The 23999-nt window shown below is 71.7% G+C and carries 24 protein-coding genes; 14 read left to right on the forward strand and 10 right to left on the reverse strand.

Annotated elements, in window-relative coordinates:
- The first annotated feature begins 127 nt into the window (after positions 1-127).
- A complete protein-coding gene (locus DEI93_RS05430) occupies positions 128-991 on the forward strand; it encodes an alpha/beta fold hydrolase (RefSeq protein ID WP_111119471.1) in 864 nt (287 codons plus the stop codon).
- 40 nt (positions 992-1031) lie between these two features.
- Complete coding sequence (locus DEI93_RS05435) at positions 1032-2216, forward strand: dipeptidase (protein ID WP_258372199.1); 1185 nt, start codon at positions 1032-1034, stop codon at positions 2214-2216.
- A gap of 190 nt (positions 2217-2406) precedes the next feature.
- Here the strand turns inward: DEI93_RS05435 and DEI93_RS05440 are convergent, their stop codons facing one another.
- Together DEI93_RS05440 and DEI93_RS05445 are read right to left on the reverse strand one after the other, a co-directional pair.
- Positions 2407-3333 (reverse strand): fibronectin type III domain-containing protein, encoded by a 927-nt coding sequence (locus DEI93_RS05440; protein WP_111119469.1) that lies wholly within the window; start codon positions 3331-3333, stop codon positions 2407-2409.
- 180 nt (positions 3334-3513) lie between these two features.
- On the reverse strand, positions 3514-4311 hold the full coding sequence (locus DEI93_RS05445) for a DeoR/GlpR family DNA-binding transcription regulator (RefSeq protein ID WP_111008513.1): 798 nt from the start codon (positions 4309-4311) through the stop codon (positions 3514-3516).
- Between the two features lie 270 nt (positions 4312-4581).
- Between DEI93_RS05445 and DEI93_RS05450 the strand changes: the two genes are divergently transcribed.
- From DEI93_RS05450 to DEI93_RS05475, 6 genes are all read left to right on the forward strand, one after another.
- A complete protein-coding gene (locus DEI93_RS05450; RefSeq protein WP_111012727.1) occupies positions 4582-5922 on the forward strand; it encodes an MFS transporter in 1341 nt (446 codons plus the stop codon).
- Positions 5909-6802, forward strand: a complete 894-nt coding sequence (locus DEI93_RS05455; protein WP_111119468.1) for a cyclase family protein — start codon at positions 5909-5911, stop codon at positions 6800-6802. The genes DEI93_RS05450 and DEI93_RS05455 overlap by 14 nt, the downstream gene beginning before the upstream one ends.
- A 44-nt stretch (positions 6803-6846) precedes the next feature.
- Entirely contained in the window at positions 6847-7899 is a 1053-nt protein-coding gene (locus tag DEI93_RS05460) for a four-carbon acid sugar kinase family protein (protein WP_111119467.1), read from the forward strand.
- Positions 7896-8918, forward strand: a complete 1023-nt coding sequence (gene pdxA / locus DEI93_RS05465) for a 4-hydroxythreonine-4-phosphate dehydrogenase PdxA (RefSeq protein WP_111026800.1) — start codon at positions 7896-7898, stop codon at positions 8916-8918. The genes DEI93_RS05460 and pdxA overlap by 4 nt, the downstream gene beginning before the upstream one ends.
- A gap of 179 nt (positions 8919-9097) precedes the next feature.
- Entirely contained in the window at positions 9098-10804 is a 1707-nt protein-coding gene (locus DEI93_RS05470) for a sodium:solute symporter family protein (RefSeq protein ID WP_220035601.1), read from the forward strand.
- A gap of 20 nt (positions 10805-10824) precedes the next feature.
- Positions 10825-11091 carry a hypothetical protein gene (locus DEI93_RS05475; protein ID WP_111026801.1) on the forward strand — a complete coding sequence of 89 codons (267 nt, stop codon included), beginning with the start codon at positions 10825-10827 and terminating at the stop codon, positions 11089-11091.
- Positions 11092-11109: 18 nt separating this feature from the next.
- On the opposite strand, the gene DEI93_RS05480 is transcribed toward DEI93_RS05475, so the two are convergent.
- The 4 genes from DEI93_RS05480 to DEI93_RS05495 all read right to left on the reverse strand — a co-directional run bounded on the left by DEI93_RS05480 (position 11110) and on the right by DEI93_RS05495 (position 14203).
- Entirely contained in the window at positions 11110-12558 is a 1449-nt protein-coding gene (locus DEI93_RS05480; protein ID WP_111119466.1) for an MATE family efflux transporter, read from the reverse strand.
- Between the two features lie 117 nt (positions 12559-12675).
- Positions 12676-13125: a MarR family winged helix-turn-helix transcriptional regulator gene (locus DEI93_RS05485; protein WP_111119465.1), complete on the reverse strand. Its 450-nt coding sequence runs from the start codon at positions 13123-13125 to the stop codon at positions 12676-12678.
- A 164-nt stretch (positions 13126-13289) separates the two neighbouring features.
- Positions 13290-13775 carry a hypothetical protein gene (locus DEI93_RS05490; protein ID WP_111119464.1) on the reverse strand — a complete coding sequence of 162 codons (486 nt, stop codon included), beginning with the start codon at positions 13773-13775 and terminating at the stop codon, positions 13290-13292.
- 89 nt (positions 13776-13864) lie between these two features.
- Positions 13865-14203 (reverse strand): DUF3140 domain-containing protein, encoded by a 339-nt coding sequence (locus DEI93_RS05495; RefSeq protein ID WP_111008522.1) that lies wholly within the window; start codon positions 14201-14203, stop codon positions 13865-13867.
- Between the two features lie 213 nt (positions 14204-14416).
- Between DEI93_RS05495 and DEI93_RS05500 the strand changes: the two genes are divergently transcribed.
- The gene (locus DEI93_RS05500) at positions 14417-16111 is read left to right on the forward strand and encodes a glycoside hydrolase family 13 protein (protein WP_111119463.1); all 1695 of its coding nucleotides are present in this window, start codon (positions 14417-14419) and stop codon (positions 16109-16111) included.
- A 78-nt stretch (positions 16112-16189) separates the two neighbouring features.
- Positions 16190-18256, forward strand: a complete 2067-nt coding sequence (locus tag DEI93_RS05505; protein ID WP_111119462.1) for a S9 family peptidase — start codon at positions 16190-16192, stop codon at positions 18254-18256.
- Between the two features lie 79 nt (positions 18257-18335).
- On the opposite strand, the gene DEI93_RS05510 is transcribed toward DEI93_RS05505, so the two are convergent.
- Positions 18336-18707: a hypothetical protein gene (locus tag DEI93_RS05510; protein ID WP_111119461.1), complete on the reverse strand. Its 372-nt coding sequence runs from the start codon at positions 18705-18707 to the stop codon at positions 18336-18338.
- 120 nt (positions 18708-18827) lie between these two features.
- On the opposite strand from DEI93_RS05510, the gene DEI93_RS05515 reads away from it, so the two are divergent.
- Both DEI93_RS05515 and DEI93_RS05520 read left to right on the forward strand, forming a co-directional pair.
- A complete protein-coding gene (locus DEI93_RS05515; protein ID WP_111119460.1) occupies positions 18828-19544 on the forward strand; it encodes a haloacid dehalogenase type II in 717 nt (238 codons plus the stop codon).
- A gap of 78 nt (positions 19545-19622) precedes the next feature.
- Complete coding sequence (locus DEI93_RS05520) at positions 19623-20054, forward strand: hypothetical protein (protein ID WP_111048693.1); 432 nt, start codon at positions 19623-19625, stop codon at positions 20052-20054.
- A gap of 77 nt (positions 20055-20131) precedes the next feature.
- Here DEI93_RS05520 and DEI93_RS05525 read toward each other — a convergent pair whose 3' ends face one another.
- Positions 20132-20395 (reverse strand): SDR family oxidoreductase, encoded by a 264-nt coding sequence (locus DEI93_RS05525; RefSeq protein WP_111119459.1) that lies wholly within the window; start codon positions 20393-20395, stop codon positions 20132-20134.
- Positions 20396-20477: 82 nt separating this feature from the next.
- On the opposite strand from DEI93_RS05525, the gene DEI93_RS05530 reads away from it, so the two are divergent.
- A complete protein-coding gene (locus tag DEI93_RS05530; protein ID WP_258372210.1) occupies positions 20478-20786 on the forward strand; it encodes a helix-turn-helix transcriptional regulator in 309 nt (102 codons plus the stop codon).
- A gap of 30 nt (positions 20787-20816) precedes the next feature.
- On the opposite strand, the gene DEI93_RS05535 is transcribed toward DEI93_RS05530, so the two are convergent.
- The gene (locus DEI93_RS05535) at positions 20817-21836 is read right to left on the reverse strand and encodes a hypothetical protein (protein WP_146244369.1); all 1020 of its coding nucleotides are present in this window, start codon (positions 21834-21836) and stop codon (positions 20817-20819) included.
- Between the two features lie 77 nt (positions 21837-21913).
- Complete coding sequence (locus DEI93_RS05540) at positions 21914-23002, reverse strand: alpha/beta fold hydrolase (RefSeq protein WP_111119457.1); 1089 nt, start codon at positions 23000-23002, stop codon at positions 21914-21916.
- A 106-nt stretch (positions 23003-23108) separates the two neighbouring features.
- Between DEI93_RS05540 and DEI93_RS05545 the strand changes: the two genes are divergently transcribed.
- Positions 23109-23903, forward strand: coding sequence for an aldo/keto reductase (locus tag DEI93_RS05545; protein ID WP_220037858.1), 795 nt, complete (start codon positions 23109-23111; stop codon positions 23901-23903).
- Positions 23904-23999: the final 96 nt, after the last annotated feature.

Raw genomic sequence — 23999 nt, forward strand, 5'->3', positions numbered from 1 at the left:
TCATGTCGCGCTCCGTGATCCGTCGGCGCACGATCGCCGGCGCGCCCACACCCGTTGCTAGAGTTCCGAGCATCCGCCCGGGGCTTCCACCGACCGGCGTCGAAGCAGACCACCCGGAAGGAACCCGATGGACCTCACGATCAACGGCGCCCGACTCAACGTCGAGGTGCTCGAGCCGACGAACGGCGACCCGGACGCGCCGGTCCTCATCGCGCACCACGGCGGCGGGGGGATCGGTTCGCTCGCCGAGCCGAAGGCCACGTTCGGCCCGCTCCACGACCGCTTCCGGGTCATCGTCTTCGACTCGCGCGGGTGCGGCCGCAGCGAGGGCGTCGGCCCCTACACGCACGAGCAGTGGGCGGCAGACGTCGACGGTCTGCGGCAGTGGGCGGGCGTCGAGCAGATCGTCGTGGCCAGTGGTTCGTACGGCGGATTCATCGCCCTCGAGTACGCCGTCCGCTACCCGGAGCACGTCTCGGCGATCATCCTGCGGGACACCTCCGCCGACGGCAGCAACCTCGAGCTCGCGTTCGAGAACGCGCGGAACCAGGACCGCGTCGAGATCAACTGGGACCACTTCAACCGCTACTGGGGTGGGCAGACGCGCAGCGACGAGGAACTCAAGTCGCTGTGGGCGGAGCTCATCCCGCTGTACGACTACGAGTACGACGAGGAGAAGTCGACGGCGGCGGTCGAGGCCGGCATCTACCGGCACGAGGCGCACAACGCCTGCTTCGTCGACAACTTCCCGACCTACGACCTCAAGCCGGACTTGCCGGGCATCGCCGTCCCGACGCTCGTGACGGTCGGCCGTGGGGACTGGGTCACGCCGGTCAGCGCCTCCGAGACGATCGCCCGACTGATCCCCGACGCGGAGCTCGTCGTCTTCGAGAAGTCCGGGCACTCGCCCCAGGTCGAGGAGCGCGAGAAGTTCCAGCAGACGCTCCGCGACTTCCTCGCCCGCGCGGTTCCCGTCGCGGCCACCGTCTGATCCGCAGCACGAGGAGATCGGGAACGGCGGCCCGCGCATCGTGTCCGGCTACGAGTCCTACGACTATCTCGACGGTGACCTCCACCTACCGCGAGATCCGCTGACGCCGGAGTTCGACCGCGTCCCGCCGTACGACGGCGGGCACACGCCGGCGGTCGTCGAGCGCGCCGAGCGGCTCCTGGCGGCGACCATCACGATCAGCCTGCACGACCACCCGGTCCGGTTCCCCGCCGACATGGCGAACACACCCGCCTACAACCGCACGGGCCGGCAGTTCACCGCGTTCGAGGGCCTGCGCGCCTCCGGGCTGACCGTCGTGTTCGACAACATGATGGACGGCACCGCCACCGTCACGGGCAACACGCCATGGCAGTGGGAGGACGTCGTCACCGACCTCGGGATGCGGCAGGCGGACATCGCCCACCAGTCGGACGTCGTCGTCATCCGCACGCTCGCCGACATCCACGCTGCGCACGCGGCCGGGAGGACCGGGCTCGTCTTCGGTCTGGAGGCCGCCACCCCGATCGGGAACGACCTCGACCGCCTCGACATCCTGTACGGACTCGGGATCCGGCAGATCGGGCTCGCCTACTCCCAGTCGAACGGTCTCGGGGCCGGCCTCTCGGAGCGAACCGACTTCGGCTTGACAGATTTCGGTCGGGCCGCCGTGCGTCGGATGAACCAGCTCGGGCTCGCGATCGACGTGTCGCACTCGTCCGACCGGACCGGCATCGACGCCGCCGACGCGTCCGACGTGCCGGTCTTCATCACGCACGCCGGGGCGCGGGCGCTCTGGGACATCCCGCGGCTCAAGTCGGATGACGTGCTCCGGGCCGTCGCCGCCGGCGGGGGAGTGATCGGCATGTCCGCCGCCCCGCACACGACGATCTCGCGCGACCACCCGACCCACAGCCTCCTGTCCGTCATGGACCACTTCGAGTACTGCGCCGAACTCCTCGGCATCGACCACGTGGCCTTCGGTCCCGACACGCTCTACGGCGACCACGTCGGCCTGCACACGACGTTCTCGTCCATGCTCGGGGCGGCCGCGGCCACGACGGAGGACCACCCCCGGGTCGAGTACGTCGACGGGCTCGAGAACCCGACGGAGAGCTTCCACAACATCGCGGCGTCGCTCGTCGAGCACGGGTACTCCGACGACGAGATCGGGAAGGTCCTCGGCGGGAACGTGCTCCGGGTGCTCGGGGAGGTCTGGGCGGGCTGACCGCGCAGTTCGGGTCCGCATCCGCGGCCGCGGGCTCGATGTCCTGCGTGGCTGGAGCGCTGGAAGTCCACACAGGACAACCCCATCCGTCGCCGAAGCCCGCGCTCATCGACGTCGACCACCGGCGGGACGTCGACGACCGCTGAGCCGGTCGTCGCCCCCGCCCGTCAAGCGGGACGGCCCGGGTACCTCACGGGTACAGCTTGTTCGAGTCTCCGATCTGGATCGACCCCTGCGCCGCGGGCCCCACGCCGGAACTGGTGATCGCGGACACGGACACCAGGTAGGTGAACGTGGAGTCGAGCTCACCCGAGGTGTAGGAGCGCGCGCTCGGCGCGAGCACGACGACGTTCGGCGCGGCACCGGTGGCCAGTTGCTGCACGGTGACCTGGTACCCGAGCACCTTCTTGCCGGCCGAGACCTGCGGTGCCGCCCACGCGGCGGACACCGTGCCGACCCGCGCGTTCTCGTCGTTCCGCGTGACCACGAGGGCACGCGGCGGCGTGACCTGATCCGACCCGACGCGCACGGTGGTCGAGGCGGATCGCCCCTGGCCGAGGTCGCCCGTCACGGTGACGGTGTAGGTCCTGCCGCGGACGAGGTGGTTGAGCACGAGTGCGGTGTCGTTCGCCGAGGTCGTGCTGATGCTCTGCGGGCCGATGCCGAGTGAGTCCGTCCCGTTGCGGCTGACGACCCACGCGCCCTGGGCGCCCTCGGGCTTCGTCCAGTGGATGAGGGCACTGCCGAACGTGGCGCGGGCCGAGGCGAGGGGGAGCGGTGTCGCCGTGAGGGCGGTCGGAGCCGGGGCCTTCGCGGTGGCGGTGCGCGCGGGCCCGGCGGCGCTCGGCTTCGCCGTCGCGGCAGTACTCGACTTCGCCGCCGCGGCAGCGCTCGGCGTGGCGGACGCGGTCGCGGACCACGGCGTGGCGGACGGCGACGCAGACGAGGGCGTGGTCGCGGACGGTGTCCGCCCGGCGGCCGGCGCGCTGCTGCGGGCTGCGGCGGACGCCGCCGTCGTCGCGTGGTCGGATGCGGTCGCCGCGGCGGCGGGAACGGTGATGCCGACTGCGGCGATGCAGACGGCAGCGGCGATGACGGTGATGGTCGTTGTGCGCACGGGTTCGGGTCCCCTCGGGTGTCGCGCTTCGGGTGGAGCTCGATCACCGTATCCGGTTTCGGCGGGCCCCCGGAAGGGGGTGTCCGCTCTGCGTGTCGCCCCGCATGTCCGGCCGCCTGGCGGGTCCGGGCTGGCCCACGCGTCGGGGCCGCGTTCCGACCCGCGTGCACGCGCCGCGCGTCAGCCCCGCCCGCCGGCGACGAGGACGGTGACGTCGCCGCGCGCCCGGAACGGCGCCAGCTGCTCCTCGGTCGCCCCCGCGTCGGTGATCAGGGTCCACGGCTGTTCGATCGGTGCCCACGCGTCGAACGGGGCGCGACCGAGCTTCGAGCTGTCGGCGAGCACGTAGACGTGGTCGGCGTGGTCCATCATGAGTTCCTTGAGCCGGGTCTGCACCGGGCTGGCCTCGCAGATCCCGAGCCGGGCGTCGAGGCTGTCGGCGCCGAGGAACGCGCGGTCCGCCGTCAACCGGGTGAGGGCGAGCTCGGCGAGGGGTCCGACGAACCCCTGGCTGATGTTCCGGAGGTCGCCGCCGAGGCCGATGACGTGGACGTGCTCGTCGTCGGAGAGTTCGGCCAGGGTCGTCATGCCGTTGGTGATGACGGTGAGGCCGGAGCGTCCGCGCAGGCGTCGGGCGAGGCTGCCCGTCGTGGTGCCGGCGTCGAGGATGAGCGTCTCGCCCTCCTGCACGAACGTCGACGCGAGGCGGGCGATCTGTTCCTTCTGCGCGACCGCCATGGTGGTCCGCTGACCGAGCGAGGGCTCCTGGCCGGCCGCGCTCGTGGCGATGGCGCCGCCGTAGGTGCGGGCGAGTTCACCATCCGCGGTGAGCTGTGCGAGGTCGCGGCGGATCGTCGACGGGGTGACGTCGAAGGTCTCGGCGAGCTGTTCGACGTCCACCAGTCCGGCGCGCGAGGTGAGCTGCTTGATCTGCTCGCGGCGCTGGGCGGCACCGGTCTTGCCCCTGCCTCTGGGCATCTCCGCGGCCCTCCCGTCCTCCGGTCCGCCGAGTCCGCCTCGGAGAACGGCACACGGAGCATACCGGGCGGCCGGATCCGGGCCGGTCTGGAGGTGCGGCGCGGCTCCGCCACGGCAGGTCAGGCGGTCCGTTGGTCCGTCGAGCGGCGGTCCGGCCCTCCTGGAGTTGCGCTGAGCGAAACGCGCAGTACGCTTGTTTTATGCGCACAACGCGCAATCAAGGAGCCGGCCCGGATGCCGAGCCCCCTCGCCCCCCTCGAGAGGTAGTCCATGAGCGGCACAACGAAGTCGTCGTCCAACCACGTGTTCCTCGTCTGGCTCACGGTGTTCCTCGGGTGGGCGGTGACCACCCTCGACCTGCAGATCGTCAGCTTCGTGCAGGGGCCGATGGCGAAGTCGTTGCACACGAGCACGGGCACCGTCGGCGACGCGTTCTTCCTGTACGCGGTGGGTCTGGGCCTCGGCGCCCTCGTCCTCGGGTACTTCAGCGACCGGCTGTTCGGCCGGAAGCGCGCGTTCATGTACGGCATCATCGGCACCGTCCTCATGACCGGTCTGACCGGTCTCGTGCAGGACGCGCCCCAGCTCATGGTGGTCCGCTTCCTCGCCGGGTTCTTCTCCGGCGGTGAGTGGGCGATGGGCCTCGCGATGCTGTCCGAGTTCGCGCCGGTCAAGCGACGGTCGCTCATGCTCGCCGGCACCCAGGCCGGCGTCGGCGTGGGCTACGGCCTCGCCAACGTGTTCGCGCAGACCTTCGGCGCCCCGACGGCCGCCGGGTGGCGCGTCGCCTACCTGGCGTCCTTCGCGTTCGCGGCCATCGCGTACCTCGTGCGCCTCGGCCTGCGCGAGTCGCCGCAGTGGGCGAGGATCAAGGAGGCCCAGGAGGCCGCGCCCGGCGAGTTCAAGCAGGGACTGCGTGCGCTGTTCGCCAAGAAGCAACTCGGCTACACGCTGATCGCGCTCATCATCGCCTTCCTCATCGGTGCTCCCCAGGGCGGCTGGGACTTCAACTACCCGGCCTGGTACGCCCACGGCGGCATCACCGGACACCCGATCCCCGCGGTGTCGGGCACCACGATCACGTACGCCTACGAGATCGCCCTGGTCGTGTCCACGGTGTTCGGCGGCTGGTTCATGGACAAGGTGTCCGCCAAGTGGACGCTGCCGCTCGTCTGGATCGCGGTGCCGTTCACCCTGCTCATCTGGCTCGCGCCGTTCTCGCAGGGCGTGGTGCCCGTCTCGCTGTACCTGTTCATCGCGGGCTTCTTCCGTCAGCTCGGCTGGAGCGTCACGGCGGCGTACTTCGTCCTCCTGTTCCCGACGCGGATCCGTGGCGTCGGGATGGGACTGGCGGTCGTCGCGGAGTGGTCGCTCGGCTACGGGACCTCGGCCTTCTGGGGCACGAACCTCGTCACGAGCGGCAACTGGAACACGTTCTGGCTCCTGCAGGTGATCCTGCTCGCCCTCATCCCGATCCCGATGGTGATCGCCGGCGTTGAGACCCGCGGGCGCAAGCTCGACTTCCAGGAGGACGTGCTCGAGCCCGGAGCCACGGCGGCCGTCGCGGCGCCCGGTCTCCTCGGGAAGGGGGGACCCCGTGCGCGCGCCTGAGCCCCGCGAGATCGGCCGTGTCGGGGACATCGGTCCCGCCGACGTCCTCGACGCCCTCGGGGCCGCCGGACAGGGCCGCGTCTACGACCTCGACGCGGGCCGGTTCGTGGGCATGCCGCAGTGGGATGGACACCCGACCTTCACCCTCACCCCGTACCGCACGCCGCGGGGCATCAAGCGGGCGCAGGACATCCCCCTGTTCGGCGAGCAGCAGAACGCCGCAGGCGTGAGCATGCTGACCGAGCTCATGATCACCGGCATGCACACGGGCACGCACCTCGACGCCCTCTGCCACATCACGGACGCCGACGACACGTGGTTCGGTGGCTTCCACGCGGCGGAGCACAGCAGCGACTTCGGTCCCACCCGGGCCGACGCCGCGAGCATCCCGCCGATCGTGCTGCGCGGTGTCCTGCTCGACGCCGCGGGGTACTTCGACGTCCCGCTGCTCGAACAGGGCCGCGGGCTGTCCCGGGCGGACCTCGAAGCCGTCGCCGCGGCCCAGGGGACGACGATCCCGCCGCGGTCCTGCGTGCTCGTCCGCACCGGCCTCATGTCGGTGTGGCCGGATCCCGCCCGCTACGGGGCCGCCGACGGCGCGGGCCCCGACCTCGAGGCCGCGCGCTGGCTCATCGACGACCTCGGCTGCGTCGTGCTCGGCTCGGACACCTCGACGGTCGAGCAGGTCCCGTCCGCCGACCCGCAGAACCCGCACCCCGTGCACGAGTTCGCCCTGCGGCAGCGCGGCGTCCACCTGCTCGAGAACGCGTTCCTCGAGGACCTCGCGCGTGATGGCGTGGCCGAGTTCACGCTCATCTGCCTGCCGCTCAAGATCGCGGGCGCGACCGGCTCGATGGTCCGTCCCATCGCGATCGCGTAGACGGGATCCGAGCAGTGCAGCACACAGACCGAGGAGGAGACGCGATGGAACGGTGGCTCATCCTCGCCGACGACGTCACCGGCGCGCTCGACAGCGCCGTGGGTTTCGCCGGGACCGGCCTCGTCGAGTACGGGGTGACGCTGCCGGTCCACGTCGACGTCGCGTCCGTCTCGACCGGGTCCCGCGCCAAGCCGACGCACGACTGGGAGACCGACGACCGGTTCGACCGCGACGCCGTCGACCGCCTGTTCGTCAAGATCGACTCCACGCTCCGTGGCTGGCCGGGCGAGCACGTCCGCACCGCCCTCGCGTGGTGGGGCCCGTCCGCGACGGCCGTCATCTGCCCGGCTGCCCCGGCACTCGGCCGCACCGTCACCGACGGCCGCGTGCTCGTCCACGGGACCCCCGCGGCACAGACGGCCGCCGGAGCCGATCCGGTCGCCCCGACCCGCGAGGACCGCCTGCCGGTGCTGTTCGACGCGCCCCTGGTGGACCTCGCGGATCTCCCGGGCGCGATCGGGCACCACCCCGCCGTCGTCGTGGACGCCGCGACCCAGGCGGACCTCGACGCGCTCGCCGCCGTCATCGAGGCCGCCGGGCCCCGTGCCGTCCCCGTCGGCGCGTCGGGCCTCGCGGCGGCACTCGGCGCACGGCGCACGGCACGGCAGGCGCCGGGCCCGCGGGCTGCACGCGTGGTCGTGGTCGTCACCTCGGTGCACCCCGTGTCCCGCGCGCAGATCGGCGCCCTGGAGGTCCGGGTGCCGATCGTCTCGCCGCCCGCCCTCGACATCGGGACGGTCACGCACGAGCAGGCCGTCGCGATCGCGCGGGCCACCGCCGACCGTGCCGCCGAGCACGTCCACCGGGATGCCGACACCGCCGTGGTCGTCATCGGCGGCGACGGCACCGACGCCCTGCTCAGCGCGCTCGGCGCCGAGGGTGTCGAGGTCCTCGGGTCCGTGCTGCCGGGCGTGCCCTGGGGTCGGATCCGCGGTGGTCGCGCCGACGGCACCACGATCGTGACCAAGTCCGGCGGCTTCGGCGACGCCGACACCCTGAACGCCATCATCCGCACCCTCACGAAGGACGAACCATGACCAACCCCACGCTCGCGCTCACCCTCGGCGACGTCGCCGGCATCGGTCCGGAGATCACCGCCAAGGCGCTGCTCGCACACCCCGAACTCCGGGAGATCGCGCGTCCGGTCGTGATCGGCGACGCCGACGCGATGCGCCGCGGGATGCGCGCCACCGGGTTCGACACGGACGCCCTCGTCGTCATCGAGGACCCGCGCGAGGCCCGGAACGACCCGGACACCGTCGAACTCGTGCAGACCGGACCGTCCCTGGCCGACGTCCCGATCGGCGAGCTCAGCGCGGCCGCCGGCGACGGCGCCTACCGCTTCGTCGTCGAGGCCTGCTCCCTCGTCAGGGCCGGCCGCGCCGACGCGATCGTCACCGCGCCGCTCAACAAGGCGGCGATGCACGCGGGCGGCCACGACTTCGCCGGCCACACCGAGCTGCTCGCCCACGAGTTCGGCGTCAAGGACTACAGCCTCGTGCTCTCGGCCGGGGACCTCTACGTGTTCCACCTCACCACGCACGTGTCGCTCCGCCGTGCGATCGAGGACGTCACCGTCGAGCGGACGACCCAGGTGCTGAACCTCGCACACGGGCTCGCCCGGGCCCTCGGGCGTCCGGAGGAGCGGATCGCCGTCGCCGGCCTCAACCCGCACGCGGGCGAGAACCGGCTGTTCGGCGACGAGGACGCCGACGTCCTCACCCCGGCGATCGAGGCCGCCCGCGAGCGGGGCATCCCCGTCGACGGACCGATCCCCGCCGACGCGCTGTTCCCCGCGGCGATGCGCCGCGGCCGCTGGAACCTGCTCGTCGCGTGCTACCACGACCAGGGCCACGCCCCCTTCAAGTCGGTCTACGGCGACGACGGGGTCAACATCACGGTCGGCCTGCCCGCGGTGCGCGTCTCCGTGGACCACGGCACGGCGTTCGACATCGCCGGGACCGGCCAGGCGAACGAGGCGAGCATGCTGCTCTCCTGCGTCCGGGCGGCCGAGCTCGCCCCGGGCTGGGGCGCGGTGGTCGACGCGCTCAGCTGATCCGGGGGAACGGCCGGGAGGCGCGGTGCGGGTCGGACCCGCACCGCGCCTCCCGGCCGTCGTCGTGTGCGCAGCGTCCACACGTCACGCTGGACGAACCGACCAATTCGCTGAGATTCTCCAGGGCGCGACCTCATAGGGTCGAGGACGTTTGGCGCGCCCGATCGTGAGGAGATCCTTTGTCGTCATCGCTGCACCCGGCCCTGCTGGCCGCATCCGCCGGAGGAGGCGGACTCCGGATCAACGCCCACGCGATCGACTACGTGCTCGTCGCCGTGTACTTCGCGCTCGTGCTGGCCATCGGTTTCGTCGCACGGCGCCAGGTGTCGAGCAGCCTGGACTTCCTGCTCTCGGGTCGGTCGCTGCCGGCCTGGGTCACCGGACTCGCGTTCATGTCGGCGAACCTCGGGGCGACCGAGCTCCTCGGCCAGACGGCCAACGGCGCGCAGTACGGGGAACAGACGTTCCACTACTACTGGATCGGCGCGATCCCGGCGATGGTGTTCCTCGGGCTCTTCATGATGCCCTTCTACTACGGGTCGAAGGCCCGCAGTGTGCCGGAGTTCCTGCGGCGCCGATTCAACCCGACGACACAGCGGTTCCAGGCCGTCCTGTTCGCGGTGGCGTCGGTGCTGCTCGCCGGCGTGAACCTCTACGCGATGGCCCTCGTCGTGAACGCGCTCCTCGGCTGGCCGATCTGGGTCGCGATCGTCGTCGCCGGCGCGGTCGTCCTCGTCTACACGTTCATCGGCGGCCTGTCGGCCGCGATCTACAACGAGGTCCTGCAGTTCTTCGTCATCGTCGCGGCGATGGTCCCGATCACCTTCGTCGGTCTCGCTCGCGTGGGCGGATGGCACGGCCTGGTGCAGAAGATCTCGGCGCAGCCGCACTCGCAGGGCAGCCTGAACCCGTTCCCGGCACACGAGCTGACCGGCATCATGAACTCGTTCGGCAGCGTCGTCGGCGTCGTGCTCGGCCTCGGCTTCGTGACCTCGTTCGGGTACTGGACGACGAACTTCACCGAGGTCCAGCGTGCGTTCTCGGCGAAGGACGCCTCGGCCGCGGTCCGGACCCCGCTCATCGCCGCGATCCCGAAGACGCTGGTCGCCTACGTGATCATCATCCCGGGCATGATCGCCTCGGTCCTCATCCCGTCGATCGCGCACCTCAAGGAGGGCCTGCCCTCGCACGCCGCCTACAACGACGTCGTGCCGCTACTGCTCCAGGAACTGCTGCCGAACGGGTTCCTCGGCGTCGCGCTCGCCGGTCTGCTCGCGTCGTTCATGGCCGGCATGGCCGCGAACGTCAGCTCGCTCAACACGGTGTTCACGTACGACATCTGGCAGGACTGGATCAAGCCCGGTAAGTCGGACCGCTACTACCTCAACGTCGGACGCGTGGTGACGATCGCGGGTACCGCGGTGGCGATCGGGACCGCGTTCATCGCGGGCGGGTTCAGCAACATCATGGACTACATCCAGACGCTGTTCTCGTTCTTCAACGTGCCGCTGTTCGCGATCTTCATCCTCGGCCTCCTCTGGAAGCGGATGACGGGTCCGGCGGGCTGGTCGGGCCTCCTGGCCGGCGTCGTGGGCGCGGTCGTCGTGTTCGTGATGAACCAGTCGGGCGTGATCGCGCTCTCGGGTCAGGGCTCGAGCTTCCTCGGCGGTGGCGTCGGGTTCGCGCTCGCGCTGCTCGTGGCGGTCATCGTGTCCTACCGGACCGCACCGAAGCCGGAGTCCGAACTCGTGGGCCTCGTCCGCGGTCTGTCGCCGCACAAGCTGTCCGACCTGCCGCCGGCGCCCTGGTGGCAGCGGCCGAAGGTCCTGGCGGTCATCGTGCTCGTGATCACCGCACTCAGCTACATCCTCTTCATCGTCTACTGACCCTCCACGAAAGGTCCACCATGGCGCGTCAGAACCGGGTCGTCGAGCAGCTCTTCGACCTCCGCATGATCATCGCGGTGCTCTTCACGATCTACGGCATCGTCTGCCTCATCTGGGGCCTCGCGTTCACCACCCAGCGCGAACTCGACAAGGCCGCGGGCACGAACGTCAACCTCTGGGCCGGCATCGGCATGCTCGTCGTGGCCGCCCTGTTCGTCGTCTGGGTGGTCCGCAGCCCGCTCACCGCACAGGCCGAGCGGGCGCAGGCGGAGCAGACCGAGGACTGAGCCCGCGGGCCGGGCTGCTCACGCTTCCTCGAGCACCGCCTCCGCGCGCTCCGGGCTGCCCTCGGCGAGCCCGCGGTCGATCGAACCGCGGAGCCCGGACCACATGACGATCCCGGCGACGAGGACGAGACCCTCGCTGACGGTGAGCGCCCAGATGATGCCCCCGAGGCCGAACCACAGGTTCGCCAGGATCACGATCGGGATGAAGAGCACCCCCTGGGTGACCGACATGATCGTCGCAGGCAGGGCGCGGCCGGTCGCCTGGAACAGCGACGTGATCAGGCCGGTGAACCCGTTGCAGATCATCGACACGAGCTGCGCGGTGATGATCGTGGCGCCGAGGGCGAGCAGCGCGTGGTCCGCGACGAACAGTGAGAACACCTGGTCACGGAAGGCGAAGACGAGCCCGGAGAACACGAAGGCGATGCCGCCGACGGTGATCGCCGAGCCGCGGAGCGCCGTAGCGAGCCGTGCCCGGTCGCCCTTGCCGAACGTGTAGGCGAGCAGCGGCAGGACCCCGAGCGTGACACCCATGATGAGGAACTCCGGCACCTGCGCGATCCGCACGGCGACTCCCATCGCGGCGAGGGGGCCGTCACCGTAGCCCGCTGCCAGGTTGTTGAGCACGAGCGACGTCACGATGAGGAACGCCGACTGCAGCAGCTCGCCGATGCCGACCCCGAACACGGGCCGCATGATGGCGGGGGAGAGCGTGAACCATCGCGGCGCGAGGCTGACGTGCTCGCTGTGCCGGGTCAGCCACGTGACGAAGTACACGACGGTCACGAGGTTCGACAGCCCGACCGACAGTGCCGCGCCGGCGACACCCCGGCGCAGCACGAGGATGAACAGCACGTCGAACACCAGGTTGCCGACCGTGGACGCGATGAGGCCGATCATCACCTGCCGTGCGGCGCCCTCGGCGCGCACGAGTTGCTCGAGGCAGAACGCCGCGGCGAGCACCGGGACGAAGGCGAGCATGACCGCGACGAACGCGCTCGTCGCGGGGACGGCCACACCGTGCGCGCCGAGGGCGAGCACCAGGGGGTGCAGGACCACGAGGCCGACGCCGCCGAGCACCGCGCCGACGATCACCGCACCCCACACGGAGAACGCGGCGACGTGCTTGATCTCGCCCGCTTCCGCGGGGTCCTGTTCCGACGCGCCGAGCAGCCGCGAGATGAGGGCACTGCCACCGGTCCCGAACACACCGCCGACGGCCATGACGAGCCCGAGGATCGGCGAGCCGAAGGTGACGGCGGCGAGCAGCGTCGCGTCGTGCAGCGAACCGATGAACCCGGCGTTGACGACGTTGTAGACGGCTCCGACGATGAGCGCGGCGGCCATCGGGATGCAGAGGTGGACGAGCGCCCGCACGATGGGCGCGGCGGACAGGTACCAACGGTTCGTGCCGATGGCGGGGGCGGCGACGGACACGTCGACGGTGGTGGGGGTTGAGGTGCTCATGGTGACTCCTCGAGGGCAGGGTGGAGCCCGGTTCCGGGCATGACGGATGGCGCGCCGACGGACGCCGGCACGGCGGTGGTGGGGGTGCGACCCGCGGCCGGGCGCGCGGGCGACTGGCTACTGGTCCCGCGTCGGACGCGGGAGTGCGGAGGTCACCTTGGTGAGCAGGGCGTGGAGGGTGTGACGCTCCTCCTCGCTCAGGGGCGCGAGGATGGTCTCCTCGGCGTCCCGCATCGCGTCGTCGAACCCGGCGATGAGCGCGGCGCCGGCCTCGGTGGCGTACACGCGTTTGCTCCGTTCGTTCCCGAGTTCCGTGCGGCGCTCGATGAGTCCGCGTCGTTCGAGCCCCTGCAGGAGACTCGAGACGCTGGCCGGGGTCGTCCGTGTCATCGCGGCGATGTCACGCTGGATCGCACCGGGGTTCTGCACGAGGAACCCGAGTGCGAAGCCCTGCTGGTGGCTCAGCTCGCGCTGCCGGATCCAGTCCAGTCCGGCCTGCTGCTGCGCCCAGCCGACCCACCGGAGCAGGTCCAGGTTGGTCGTGAGTTCGGGCTCCTGTTCGGTCATGGTCAGAACTCTGACAGTCCGACATCTAACTGTCAAGGATCAAACCGACCGATCCTGTTCGGGCGCGACGGCCGGGGGCGCGCGACGGCCGGGAGCGCACGACGGCCGGGAGACGCACACGGCGCCTCCCGGCCGGGAGTGGTCCTGCGGTGGTGGTCCGGGGGTCAGTACCCGAGCGGCTGCGCACCCGTCTTCCGCGCCTTGACCGCGGCGAAGTAGGCGTTCGACGGCCGGAGGTACATGAGGATCGTCGCGACGATGGCGGCGACCTCACCGACCGCGTTGATGCCGTGGCCCCCGAGGATGGTGAAGAGCGACAGGATCGTCAGGATGAAGAGCACGATGCGCGCCCAGTTCGCCCCGCGACGCATGAACACGTCGAACAGGGCGAACGCGATGATGGAGAGCACGCCGATGACGATCGCGATCACGAGTCCGGCGACGAGCGCGGCGTGCACCGTCGATTCCGAGAGGTTGCTCGACGTCGACGCGACCCGTCGCTTCGCTTCGTCCTCCGCCGTGCCGAAGGTCGAGATCGAGACGATCAGGCTGACGATCTGGGCGAGCACGGCGAGCATGAACAGCCAGAACGCGGCGTTCACCAGCGTGGGTGGGGTGGCACGGGTCTGGCGCTCGGAGGCGTAGGTCATCGGGACTCCTTCGTCGGAAGCATGAGCGTGGTTCGACTGTGAGTCTGCCCGTTCAGCGGCCGTCGCGTCCGCTGGCATGTGTGCCCCGCTCAGGTCGAGGGCTTGAGCGGGTCGTGCCCGATGGACATGAGCCGGTGCCGCCACTCCGCGTCGCCGGCCGTCGGCTCGCGGTCGTCGCCGCGCTCGGCCTGCACCTCGGCGACCACGGTCTCCATGACGGTGACGTCGTCGTCGGTCAGGTCCGTCCTGCGCTTGCCGAGGATCTCGAGCACGGCGCGCGAGCGCTCGTCACCGGCCTGGTCTGCGAAGGCCTCGCTGTCCGGCTGCGACGCATCGGTCTCGAGCCACTCGCGGAGTTCGCGCGAGGTCATGTTGACGGCCGCGTGGAAGTCGTCCCAGAGGGCGTCGTCGATGTCGGTGTGGGCCATGGAACCTCCTGCGTGGGTGGGAGAGCGGACCGGTCGGACCGCGGACGAGGACCGGTCCGACGCTAAACGTCGGGTGCCGCGCCCCTTCAGCTGCCGGTCAGGGACGCGGGAAGCGGGCCTGTCGCCGTCGGGAGCGCCATGCTGGGGGTGATCGTCCGCCGTTCGTCGACGTCCCTCGTGCAGGGACCACGACCATCCCAGGAGGCCAACCCCATGTCCGAACCCACCACCCCGGGCCCCACCGCACGCGACGACGGCGAGCTCATCGCCATCGACGGCACCGACCCAGACTGGTGGCGCCAGGCCGTCGTCTACCAGGTGTACCCGCGGAGCTTCGCCGACAGCAACGGGGACGGTCTCGGCGACATCGCCGGTGTCACGAGTCGCGTGCCGTACCTGCAGCGGCTCGGCGTCGACGCCATCTGGCTCAGCCCGTTCTACCCGTCCGCCCTCGCCGACGGTGGGTACGACGTCGCGGACTACCGGAACGTCGACCCGCGGCTCGGCACGCTCGACGACTTCGACGCCATGGTCGCCGCCGCGCACGACGCCGGCATCAAGGTGATCGTCGACATCGTGCCGAACCACAGCTCGAACGACCACGCGTGGTTCCGGGAGGCGCTCGCCGCCGAGCCCGGTTCCGCCGCCCGCGAGCGCTACGTGTTCCGCGACGGGCTCGGCGACGACGGGCAGATCCCGCCCTCCACGTGGCAGTCGAACTTCGGTGGCAGCGCCTGGACCCGCACCACGGACCCCGATGGCACACCGGGCCAGTGGTACCTGCACCTGTTCGCGCCCGAGCAGCCCGACTTCAACTGGGCGAACCCGGAGATCCGCGAGGACTTCCACACCACGCTCCGGTTCTGGGCCGACCGCGGGGTGGACGGGTTCCGCGTCGACGTCGCACACGCTCTCGCGAAGGACCTCAGCGAACCACTGCGCGACGCGAACCCGAAGGACTTCGACCTCCCGCTCGACGGCAGCGACCCGCTGTACGACCGCGACGAGGTGCACGAGATCTTCAGCGGCTGGCGGCGGGTGTTCGACGAGTACGACCCGCCCCGCACCGCGGTCGCCGAGGCGTGGGTGCCGAGCGCGCGGGTCGCCCTCTACGCGCGGCCGACCGAGCTCGGGCAGGCGTTCAACTTCGACCTGCTCCGCGCCGACTTCGACGCCGGCACGTTCTCGCGGATCATCGACGACAACCTGCGGCTCGCGGCCGAGAGCGGTGCGTCGAGCACGTGGGTGCTCTCGAACCACGACGTCATCCGCCACGCCTCCCGCTACGCGCTGCCCGCCGGCGCGGACGAGGAGGACTGGCTCATGTCCGGCGGCACGCGTCCTGCGGCGGACGAGACCCGGGGACTCCGCCGCGCCCGCGCCGCCACGCTCCTCCTGCTCGCGCTGCCGGGCTCGGCGTACCTGTACCAGGGCGAGGAACTCGGACTCCGTGAGGTCGCGGACCTCCGCGAGGGCGACCTCCAGGACCCGGTGTGGGTCCGGAGTGCACACACGCGCAAGGGCCGTGACGGCTGCCGAGTCCCGCTGCCGTGGGACACGTCGACGCCGGCGTTCGGCTTCGGCCCGGCCGCGCCGCACCTGCCGCAGCCGGCGTGGTTCGCCGACCTCGCCGTGTCCGTGCAGGACGGTGCGCCCGACTCGACGCTCGAGCTCTACCGGGCCGCACTCGGCGCCCGCCACGCGCTGCAGCAGGGCGAGGACCTCCGCTGGCTCGACGCTCCGGGGCCGGACGCGATCGCCTTCGCCCGGCACGACGGCTGGGTGTGCGCGATGAACTTCGGGACCGACCCCGTGCCCGCGCCCGCCGGCTCGGTCGTCGTCGCGAGCGGTCCGCTCACCGCGGCTGGCGTGCTCCCGGGGGAGACCACGGTCTGGGTGCGTTCCTGACCGCTGACCGGCAGCGGTGCCTGACCGCTGACCGGCAGCGAGAACGCTGGTCGGCGCCCCGCCGTACGCTCGGACGCGATGACCTCCTCGCTCTTCGCCGACCTCGACTCGTTCATCCGCCATCCGCGCGTCACCGGCCTCGCGCTCAGTCACGACGGCGCCCGCCTCGTCGCGACCGTGCAGGAGCCCGACGCGGACGCCGCCCGGTACCGGAGCGCGCTGTGGGAGGTCGACCCCGTCGGCGATCGCCCGCCGGTCCGCCTGACGTCCTCGGAGCAGGGGGAGTCGTCGCCCGCGTTCACCCCGTCCGGCGACCTGCTCTTCACGTCGAGCCGTCCCGACCCGCGCAGCGGCGAGAACACGGAGGACCCCGCGCTCTGGTCGCTGCCAGAACACGGTGAGCCGATCCGCGTCGCGACGAGTCCCGGTGGCGTCGGGAGTCCGCTCGTCAGCCGCTCGGGTGTGGTGATCGTGACCGGCAGCCGCCTGGTCGGCTCGTCCGACGCCGACGCCGACGAGGACCGAGCCCGCCGCGAGCGCCGGAAGGACCAGGCGGTCACCGCGATCCTGCACGACGGCATGCCCATCCGCTGGTGGGACCACGAACTCGACGACACCGAGGCGCGCCTGCTCGTGCTCGATGACGCGGGGGCCGCTGACCGTGCGCCGGCCTCCGACCGGGAGGCCCGTCCCACCCCGCTCCGGGACCTCGCCCCCGACGCGGGGCAGCGCTTCCGGAACCCCGAGTTCGACATCGCTCCGGACGGCTCCTTCGTCCTCGCTCGCGCCACGGAGCGGATCACGGGCGGACGCTCCCATGCCGTGCTCCTCCGGATCGACGTCGCGACGGGGGAGCGATCGGTCGTCGTCGACGAGGACGGCGCCGACGCGAGCCAGGCGCGGATCGCGCCCGACGCCTCCCGGTTCGCCGTCGCGATGCGCGTGCGCGGGACGTACGACACCCCGCACCAGGAGTGGATCGAGGTCCGCAGCATCGACGGCGGCGCAGCGGTGCGGCTCGACCTCGGCGACATCACAGCGAACGACGTCGTATGGACGGCCGACGGAACCGGCCTCCTGGTGACGGGTGACCTGCACGGCGCGGGGGCGGTCGTCCTCGTCGACCCGACCTCCGGTGCCATCGTCCGATGGCTCGTCACCGACGCGTCGTACTCGAACCTCCTCGTGCACCCGGACGGGCAGACGCTGTTCGCGCTCCGCTCGGCGATGGACCGTCCGGCGAGCCCGGTGCGGCTCGACGTGACCGCGGAGGACCAGACGCCCGCGTTCCTCCCGGCCCCCGGCGTGGTCGACACCCTGCCCGGCACCGTGCAGCGAGTATCGGCCGAGGTCGACGGCGTCGAGGTGCCCGGATGGTTGTTCCTGCCGGACGACGTCCACCGCGGCAATGGCCCGGCACCCGTCATGACGTGGGTGCACGGCGGACCGTTCTCGTCCTGGAACGCCTGGTCGTGGCGCTGGTGCCCCTGGCTCGCCGTCGAGCGCGGGTACGCCGTCGTGCTGCCCGACCCGGCGCTCTCGACCGGGTACGGCGACGAGTGGATCGCGCGGGCCTGGCCGCACCGCGCCGCGATCGTGTGGCGTGAGGTCGAGGGCGTGCTCGACGCCGTCCTCGCCGACAGCGACCACCGCCTCGACCCGACGCGGACGGCGTTGCTCGGCGCGAGTTTCGGCGGGTACATGACGAACTGGATCGCCGGCCACACCGACCGCTTCGACTGCATCGTCACGCACGCCGGGCTCTGGTCGCTCGACCAGCAGCACGACACGACCGATGCCGCCGAGAACAAGAACGGGATCTTCGGCACCGAGCAGGAGCACCCGGACTGGTACGCGCAGAACTCGCCCGACCGGACCGCCGCGGCGATCACGACGCCGATGCTGCTCATCCACGGCAACCGGGACTACCGCGTGCCGATCTCCGAGGCGCTGCGGGCGTGGTGGGACCTGGTATCGGGGTTCCCGGGCGCGCCCGAGGACATGCCGCACCGGTTCCTGCAGCTCACGAGCGAGAACCACTGGGTGCTGTCGCCGTCGAACTTCCGCGTGTGGAGCGAGACCGTGTTCACGTTCTGCGACCAGCACGTCCGCGGCGGGGAGGCCCTGACCAACCGGATCGACTGAGGAATCGCGATGGACTGACGCGGCCGCATCGAGGGCCGTCGCCCGTTCGTCCCGGCGCGGCCCGCCGGCCTCGGTGCCCTCACATCTCGGACAGCGCCACGCTCATCATCGCGACGACGGCGAGGACCGCGACCCCGAGTGCCACCGCGCTGAGGGCCAACGCGGGCCGCACGGCGAGTGCGCGCCGCCGCTCCGGGTCACCGGACCGACCGGGGACGAGCCGCTGCACGAACGGGAGCCGGCCACGGGCCGCCAGGTAGACCACCGCCGGGACGGCGAACGCAGGCACGGCGAGGTAGACGACGAACTCCGAGCACGCGCCCACGACGATCGCGACGGTCAGCAGGACGAGCACCCGCCCGGCTCGACCGAGGTCCTTCCGGACGAGCGCATCCGTGATCGGCAGGGCGATGCAGAGACACATGACGGGTACCAGGACGAGGAAGGGCATGGGAACGGCCTCCAGGGATCCGCGGGCGGGTGGTACCGATCGTGGCGGACCGTGCACCGGAGCGGCATCCGTCGTGAGGATGACCGTCCCGCGGTCGGAGGTGATCCGTAGGTTGGGCGCATGACCGACCACGGAACCGGCGTCGACGCACTCCTCGTCGACACCATCGGCACCGTCGTCGACGACGTCGGGACCATCCGGGACCGTCTGGCGGTGGCGCTCGCCGCGCATGCCGGACACGACGTCGACGCGATCGCCCGTCGATGGGACGACCTGATGGACGCCGCCATGGCGGCGGTCAACGCCGGAGAGGCCCCCTGGCGCCCGCACCGCGCGATCCGACGGGAGGCCCTCGACGACCTCGTCGCGGACGGCTCGCTCCCTGCGCTGTCGGCCGATGAACACGATGCGCTCGTGGACGTCACCGAGACGCTCCGGCCGTGGCCCGATTCGGCGGACGCCCTCGCGACGCTGGGACGGCAGGTGGTGGTCGCGTCCCTGTCGAACGCGGACCTCGACGAGCTCGCCGCGCTGTCGCAGCGTGCCGGACTGCGCTGGCACGCCGTGGTCTCCGCGCAGTTCGCGCGTGCCTTCAAGCCCGCGGCCTCGGTGTACCGGACGGCGTTGGAGCTGCTCGGCGTCCCCGCCGCCCGCACGATGATGGTGGCGGCGCATCCGTGGGACCTCCGGGCGGCGGCCTCGCTCGGCATGCAGACCGCGTACGTCGCTCGCCCGTCCGCCGACGCTCCGGCGCCCGACGACCGCTTCACGATCGCGGTGCGCGACCTCGCCGACCTCGGCGATCGACTTCCGACTCTGACGCACCGGCCGGACTGAGACCGGGACCACGCGCGCCCGATGCCGTCATCCCTCCGACGGATGTGCGAGCACTTCTCGCGTTGCCATGCTGCCGTCATGGGGAACGACGGGGTGTGGGCGGGCTTCGACGACGAGTGGGCGCCGGACCCGCTGGCCGATCGGCGTCCGCGGGGGAGTGCGGGCGCGTCGGTCGTGGGGATGACGTTGCTCGTCGGCTACGCGGCCGCGCTCCTGGGCGCCTACCTCGTCCTGCTGGCCCTCGTGCGTCACGAACCGCACGCGGCGCTCACGACACCCTCGTGGTGGGTGCAGGTGGCCGCCCTGCTGCTCGGGCTGTTGTCCGTCGGCTCGGTCATCGCCGCGGCGACCGTGCTCGTGCTCGGTGTCCGCGGGGCGCGCTCCGCCGACCCGGGACACCGCACGCTCGGGGTCGTCGTCGTCGTCCTCGGCGCGATGGCCGTCCCCGTGTCGTTCTGGGTGCTCGTGACCGGTGGCGTCACCGCGCTGTTCGGCTTCGGCGGGTTCTGACATCCCTCGCCGACTCGGGCGTTCCCCGAGATCCGCGGGAGCTGCGTCCCGCTGACCGGTACCCGGTGGGCCTCCCGTCAGCCGCGGAGGCGCGTGGAGGCGATCCCGCCGTCCACGTCGAGCGTCCCACCGTTGACGAACACGCCCTCGTCCGAGGCCACCCAGCGGACGGCGACCGCGACGTCCACCGGGCGGACCGGCACGCCGGCCGGCGTCCCCTCGGTCATCGCCGCGAGCAGCTCGCTCGAGTCGGCGTTCCCCGGGATGGCCGTCGCGCCCGGCGCCACCGTCGAGACCCGGACGCCGGTGCCGGCGAACTCCGCCGCCCTCGCACGGGTCACGGATCAGGCCCCGCGCCTCCTGGCCGCTGTCGGCAACCGCGAGGGCGACGCCGCCGCCGCCACGGACCTCCTGACCCGCCGGATGGCGGAGCCCTGGTCGGTCGCGGACCTCGCCGCGGCGCTCGCTACGAGCGAGTCGACGCTGTTCGCACGCTTCCGCCAGGTCACGGGCATGACGCCCGTGCAGTACCTCAGGCGGGTCCGCCTCGGCGAGGCCCGGCACCGGATGGTCGTCCTCGACGAGACCGCGATGCAGGCCGCCACCGCGGTCGCGTACCGCAGCGCCTCGCACTTCTCCCGCGACTACCGCGCGATGTACGGAGCACCGCCGGCGGCCGACGCCGAGCGCGCCCGGATGCAGCTCACGACGGGCGCCGCTGTCGTGGTCTGAGGTGCCGCCGCCGTGGAACTCATGACGGCGTTAGCGCTCCTCCGACGGCACCTGCTCCCACTCGTGCATGTCGCCCACCCGGCGCCAGTGCTCCGGATCGTCGGCGATCACCGCGGCCTCGGTCAGCCAGGAGGTCGCGTCGGGATCCCACCCCGCGAGCACGGTCGCCCCGTCGAGGACGTCCAGGGCACGTCCCGCGGTCGCGAGGTATCCGGTCACGGACAGGTGGATCGCGTCGAAGTCACGCGCGGCGGCGCGGTAATCAGGGATGTACCAGCGGGCCTCGCGTCCCGTCGATTCCCACCACTCCCGTCGTCGCGCCCACCGGACGTCCATCGGGAAGCGAGCGACGAGCGCGGTCCAGTCGTCCGGCCCGTGGACCTCGTACACGCGAGCGTCGGCATCGGGCGTGAGCCGGTACGTCCATGCCTCCTCGTCGCCGAATCCGTCCTCCACGAGCGCCAACCCCGTCGCACCAAGCGCACCGACCCGGCGCGTGGACGAGGGGAGGAACGCCGCATCCCGATCCTCCCCACCGAACGCGTACGGGGTCGACCACCATGCGCCGCTCATCGACCGCTCGACCGGGCGAGTGGTGCGGTACTCGGCGTCCTCGTTCCGCTGGTTCTCGTGCCACCGTTCGAGGGTGGCGGCCGCCGGGCCGGGGCTCGCCATCGGCTGCTGCTGCCCGTCACGCACCGCACGGACGACCCATTGCCCGTCGTGGTCGAGGTCCGTCGACCACCAGGCGGCCGCGTCCGACGCGAGGACGGCCTCCGCGACCGGTCGGAGGGCCTCCTGGATGACCGGGAGGCCGCTGAGCGCCTCCTCGATCAACGGCGGCTGCCAGGGCATGGACGAGTCGACGGCGCGGCCGAGCGCCGGGAACAACGAGAGCGGCTCGGTCCGTGCTCGGACGGCCCGCACGGGCGCCACCGCCAGGGCACGCGCCAACGGGCGCACGAGCGCTTCGTCGACGTCGAGCTGGTCGAGGCGGGCGAAGCCGCTCCTGGCCGCGCCTCCGACGGTCAGGCTGTCGGTCGTGTCCACGCCGAGTTCCTCTGCGACGGCGAGGCACAGCATCCGGAACCGCGGCGCCGCCAGGAGCTGATCGAACGACGCCGCCGTCACCAGCCGACCTCGACCGCTCGTCGGACGCCCCACAGGTAGTCGTCGGGTCGCTCCCACGCCGCGAAGTGCCCGCCGTGCTCGAACTCCCGCCAGTCCACGATCCGGAAGCGTCGCTCGGCGAACCGTCGCGGCGCGTTGACGAGGTCGGCGGGGAACACCGTCATCACGGTCGGTACGTCGATGCGACCCCAGTCCTTGCCGCCGCCCACCGCGTAGGGCGCGAACGACGTTCCGATGCATCCGCTGACCCAGTAGGCGGTGATCCAGGTGAGCAGCTCGTCGCGCGAGAACGGCGGCGTGTCCACCGCCTGGTCGGTCCAGCGGTCGAGCTTCTCGCCGATCCAGGCGGCGAGCCCGGCAGGCGAGTCCGCGAGCCCGACGGACAGCGTGTTCGGACGTGTCGACTGCTCGTGCATGTACCCGCCCTCGGCCCGTTGCCACTGCCGGCCGCGCTCGACGTACGCGCGCTCCTCGTCGTCGAGGTCGTCGGGGAGGCCACCGAGGAAGTGGTACTGCGACACGTCCGTCAGGTGCAGCGCAGCCACCGCTCCGGGGTGCCGGGCCGCGATCGCCTCGCCCACGTCGCAGCCGACGTCCCCGGCCGAGACGACGAACCGGTCGAACCCGAGGTCGAGCATCGCGGCGTGCACCGCGTCCGCCATCTCGATCGCCGACCAGCCGCTCCGCTCCGTCGCCGCGGCGAACGGGAAGCCCGGCAGCGCCGGAACGACGCACGTCACGTCGTCGACGCGGTCGAGCACCCGCTCGAACCGGAGGACCGAGTCCGGCCACCCGTGCAGGAACAGGACGACCGGGGCGTCGGCACCCGCAGGTTGGACGATCGCGTTCACCGGTGTCGTCGACCCCGAGTGCACCCATGGCCGGGCGAGGAGGCGCGCCTCGTGGTCCTCCCACCGGTAGGCGTCGGCCCAGTGGTCGAGGAGGGCGTCGAGGTCGCGCCCCGCCATGCCGAGGTCCTGACCGGCGCGGTCAACGGCAGGCAGCACCCGGCGTGCGCGCACGCGCTCGCGCAGGTCCCGCAGGACGTCCGGATCGACGGGGTGGAGGACGGTCCTCGTGCTCATGTCCCCATGCTGCACCGGGGAAAGCGACGAGGACAGGGGTCGTGCCTCCCGGCCGGTCGGCGAGTGAACGCTCACCCACGCCCGCCTGGCGGAGTAGACAGGCGTCATGCCCAACGACGCGTACAACGAACCAGCCGTCGCCCTGCCCACCGCCTCGATGCCGCTGCTCGGCTTCGGCACCTGGCAGATCGAGGACGCCGACGCCCCCGCTGCCGTGAGCTCGGCCCTCGAGGCCGGCTACCGCCACATCGACACCGCCACCGGCTACGCCAACGAGCGCGGGGTCGGTCGGGCCGTCGCCGAGTCCGGACTCGACCGCGACGAGGTGTTCATCACCACCAAGCTGCCGCCGGAGCACGGCGGCCGTGAACGGCAGACCATCTCCGAGAGCCTGGACAAGCTCGGCGTCGACCAGCTCGACCTGTGGCTCGTGCACTGGCCGCCGAACGGCGAGGCGACCCCGGCGGTGTGGGAGCAGGTCATCGCCGCCCAGCAGGACGGTCTGACCAAGGCCATCGGCGTCAGCAACTACTCGCTGGCGCAGATCGACGAACTCATCGACGCGACCGGCGTGACCCCGTCGGTGAACCAGGTGCGCTGGAGCCCTGCGGAGTACGACGTCGCCTTCGCCCAGGGGTTGGCCGAGCGCGGCGTCGTCCTCGAGGGGTACAGCCCGTTCAAGGCCTCGAACCTCCAGGACCCGACGTTCCTCCGCATCGCCGAGGCGCACGACGCCGACGCCGCGCAGGTCATCGTCGCATGGCACATCGCGCACGAGTTCGTCGTCATCCCGAAGTCGTCGCAGCCGGAGCGCATCCGCTCGAACGCGCGCGGCGTGACGTTCCAGCTGACCGAGGACGAGGTCGCCGCGATCGACGCCCTGGGAACCTCCGCCCGCTGACGCGCGATCCCGCGAGATCGCGGTCGTTGTCGTTCCGAACGCGGTCAGAACGACAACGACTGCGATCTCGCGGAAGAGGGGCCGGGCGCGGCGGCG

The organism is Curtobacterium sp. MCBD17_035 (assembly GCF_003234815.2).
Taxonomy (GTDB): Bacteria; Actinomycetota; Actinomycetes; order Actinomycetales; family Microbacteriaceae; genus Curtobacterium.

Bases quoted from the DNA above. Each gene is read 5' to 3' on its own strand.
- DEI93_RS05430 (WP_111119471.1), top strand. From the start codon at position 128: ATGGACCTCACGATCAACGGCGCCCGACTCAACGTCGAGGTGCTCGAG.
- DEI93_RS05445 (WP_111008513.1), bottom strand. From the start codon at position 4,311: ATGCCCAGAGGCAGGGGCAAGACCGGTGCCGCCCAGCGCCGCGAGCAG.
- DEI93_RS05450 (WP_111012727.1), top strand. From the start codon at position 4,582: ATGAGCGGCACAACGAAGTCGTCGTCCAACCACGTGTTCCTCGTCTGG.
- DEI93_RS05460 (WP_111119467.1), top strand. From the start codon at position 6,847: ATGGAACGGTGGCTCATCCTCGCCGACGACGTCACCGGCGCGCTCGAC.
- pdxA (WP_111026800.1), top strand. From the start codon at position 7,896: ATGACCAACCCCACGCTCGCGCTCACCCTCGGCGACGTCGCCGGCATC.
- DEI93_RS05475 (WP_111026801.1), top strand. From the start codon at position 10,825: ATGGCGCGTCAGAACCGGGTCGTCGAGCAGCTCTTCGACCTCCGCATG.
- DEI93_RS05480 (WP_111119466.1), bottom strand. From the start codon at position 12,558: ATGAGCACCTCAACCCCCACCACCGTCGACGTGTCCGTCGCCGCCCCC.
- DEI93_RS05485 (WP_111119465.1), bottom strand. From the start codon at position 13,125: ATGACCGAACAGGAGCCCGAACTCACGACCAACCTGGACCTGCTCCGG.
- DEI93_RS05490 (WP_111119464.1), bottom strand. From the start codon at position 13,775: ATGACCTACGCCTCCGAGCGCCAGACCCGTGCCACCCCACCCACGCTG.
- DEI93_RS05495 (WP_111008522.1), bottom strand. From the start codon at position 14,203: ATGGCCCACACCGACATCGACGACGCCCTCTGGGACGACTTCCACGCG.
- DEI93_RS05500 (WP_111119463.1), top strand. From the start codon at position 14,417: ATGTCCGAACCCACCACCCCGGGCCCCACCGCACGCGACGACGGCGAG.
- DEI93_RS05505 (WP_111119462.1), top strand. From the start codon at position 16,190: ATGACCTCCTCGCTCTTCGCCGACCTCGACTCGTTCATCCGCCATCCG.
- DEI93_RS05510 (WP_111119461.1), bottom strand. From the start codon at position 18,707: ATGCCCTTCCTCGTCCTGGTACCCGTCATGTGTCTCTGCATCGCCCTG.
- DEI93_RS05515 (WP_111119460.1), top strand. From the start codon at position 18,828: ATGACCGACCACGGAACCGGCGTCGACGCACTCCTCGTCGACACCATC.
- DEI93_RS05520 (WP_111048693.1), top strand. From the start codon at position 19,623: ATGGGGAACGACGGGGTGTGGGCGGGCTTCGACGACGAGTGGGCGCCG.
- DEI93_RS05530 (WP_258372210.1), top strand. From the start codon at position 20,478: ATGGCGGAGCCCTGGTCGGTCGCGGACCTCGCCGCGGCGCTCGCTACG.
- DEI93_RS05540 (WP_111119457.1), bottom strand. From the start codon at position 23,002: ATGAGCACGAGGACCGTCCTCCACCCCGTCGATCCGGACGTCCTGCGG.
- DEI93_RS05545 (WP_220037858.1), top strand. From the start codon at position 23,109: ATGCCCAACGACGCGTACAACGAACCAGCCGTCGCCCTGCCCACCGCC.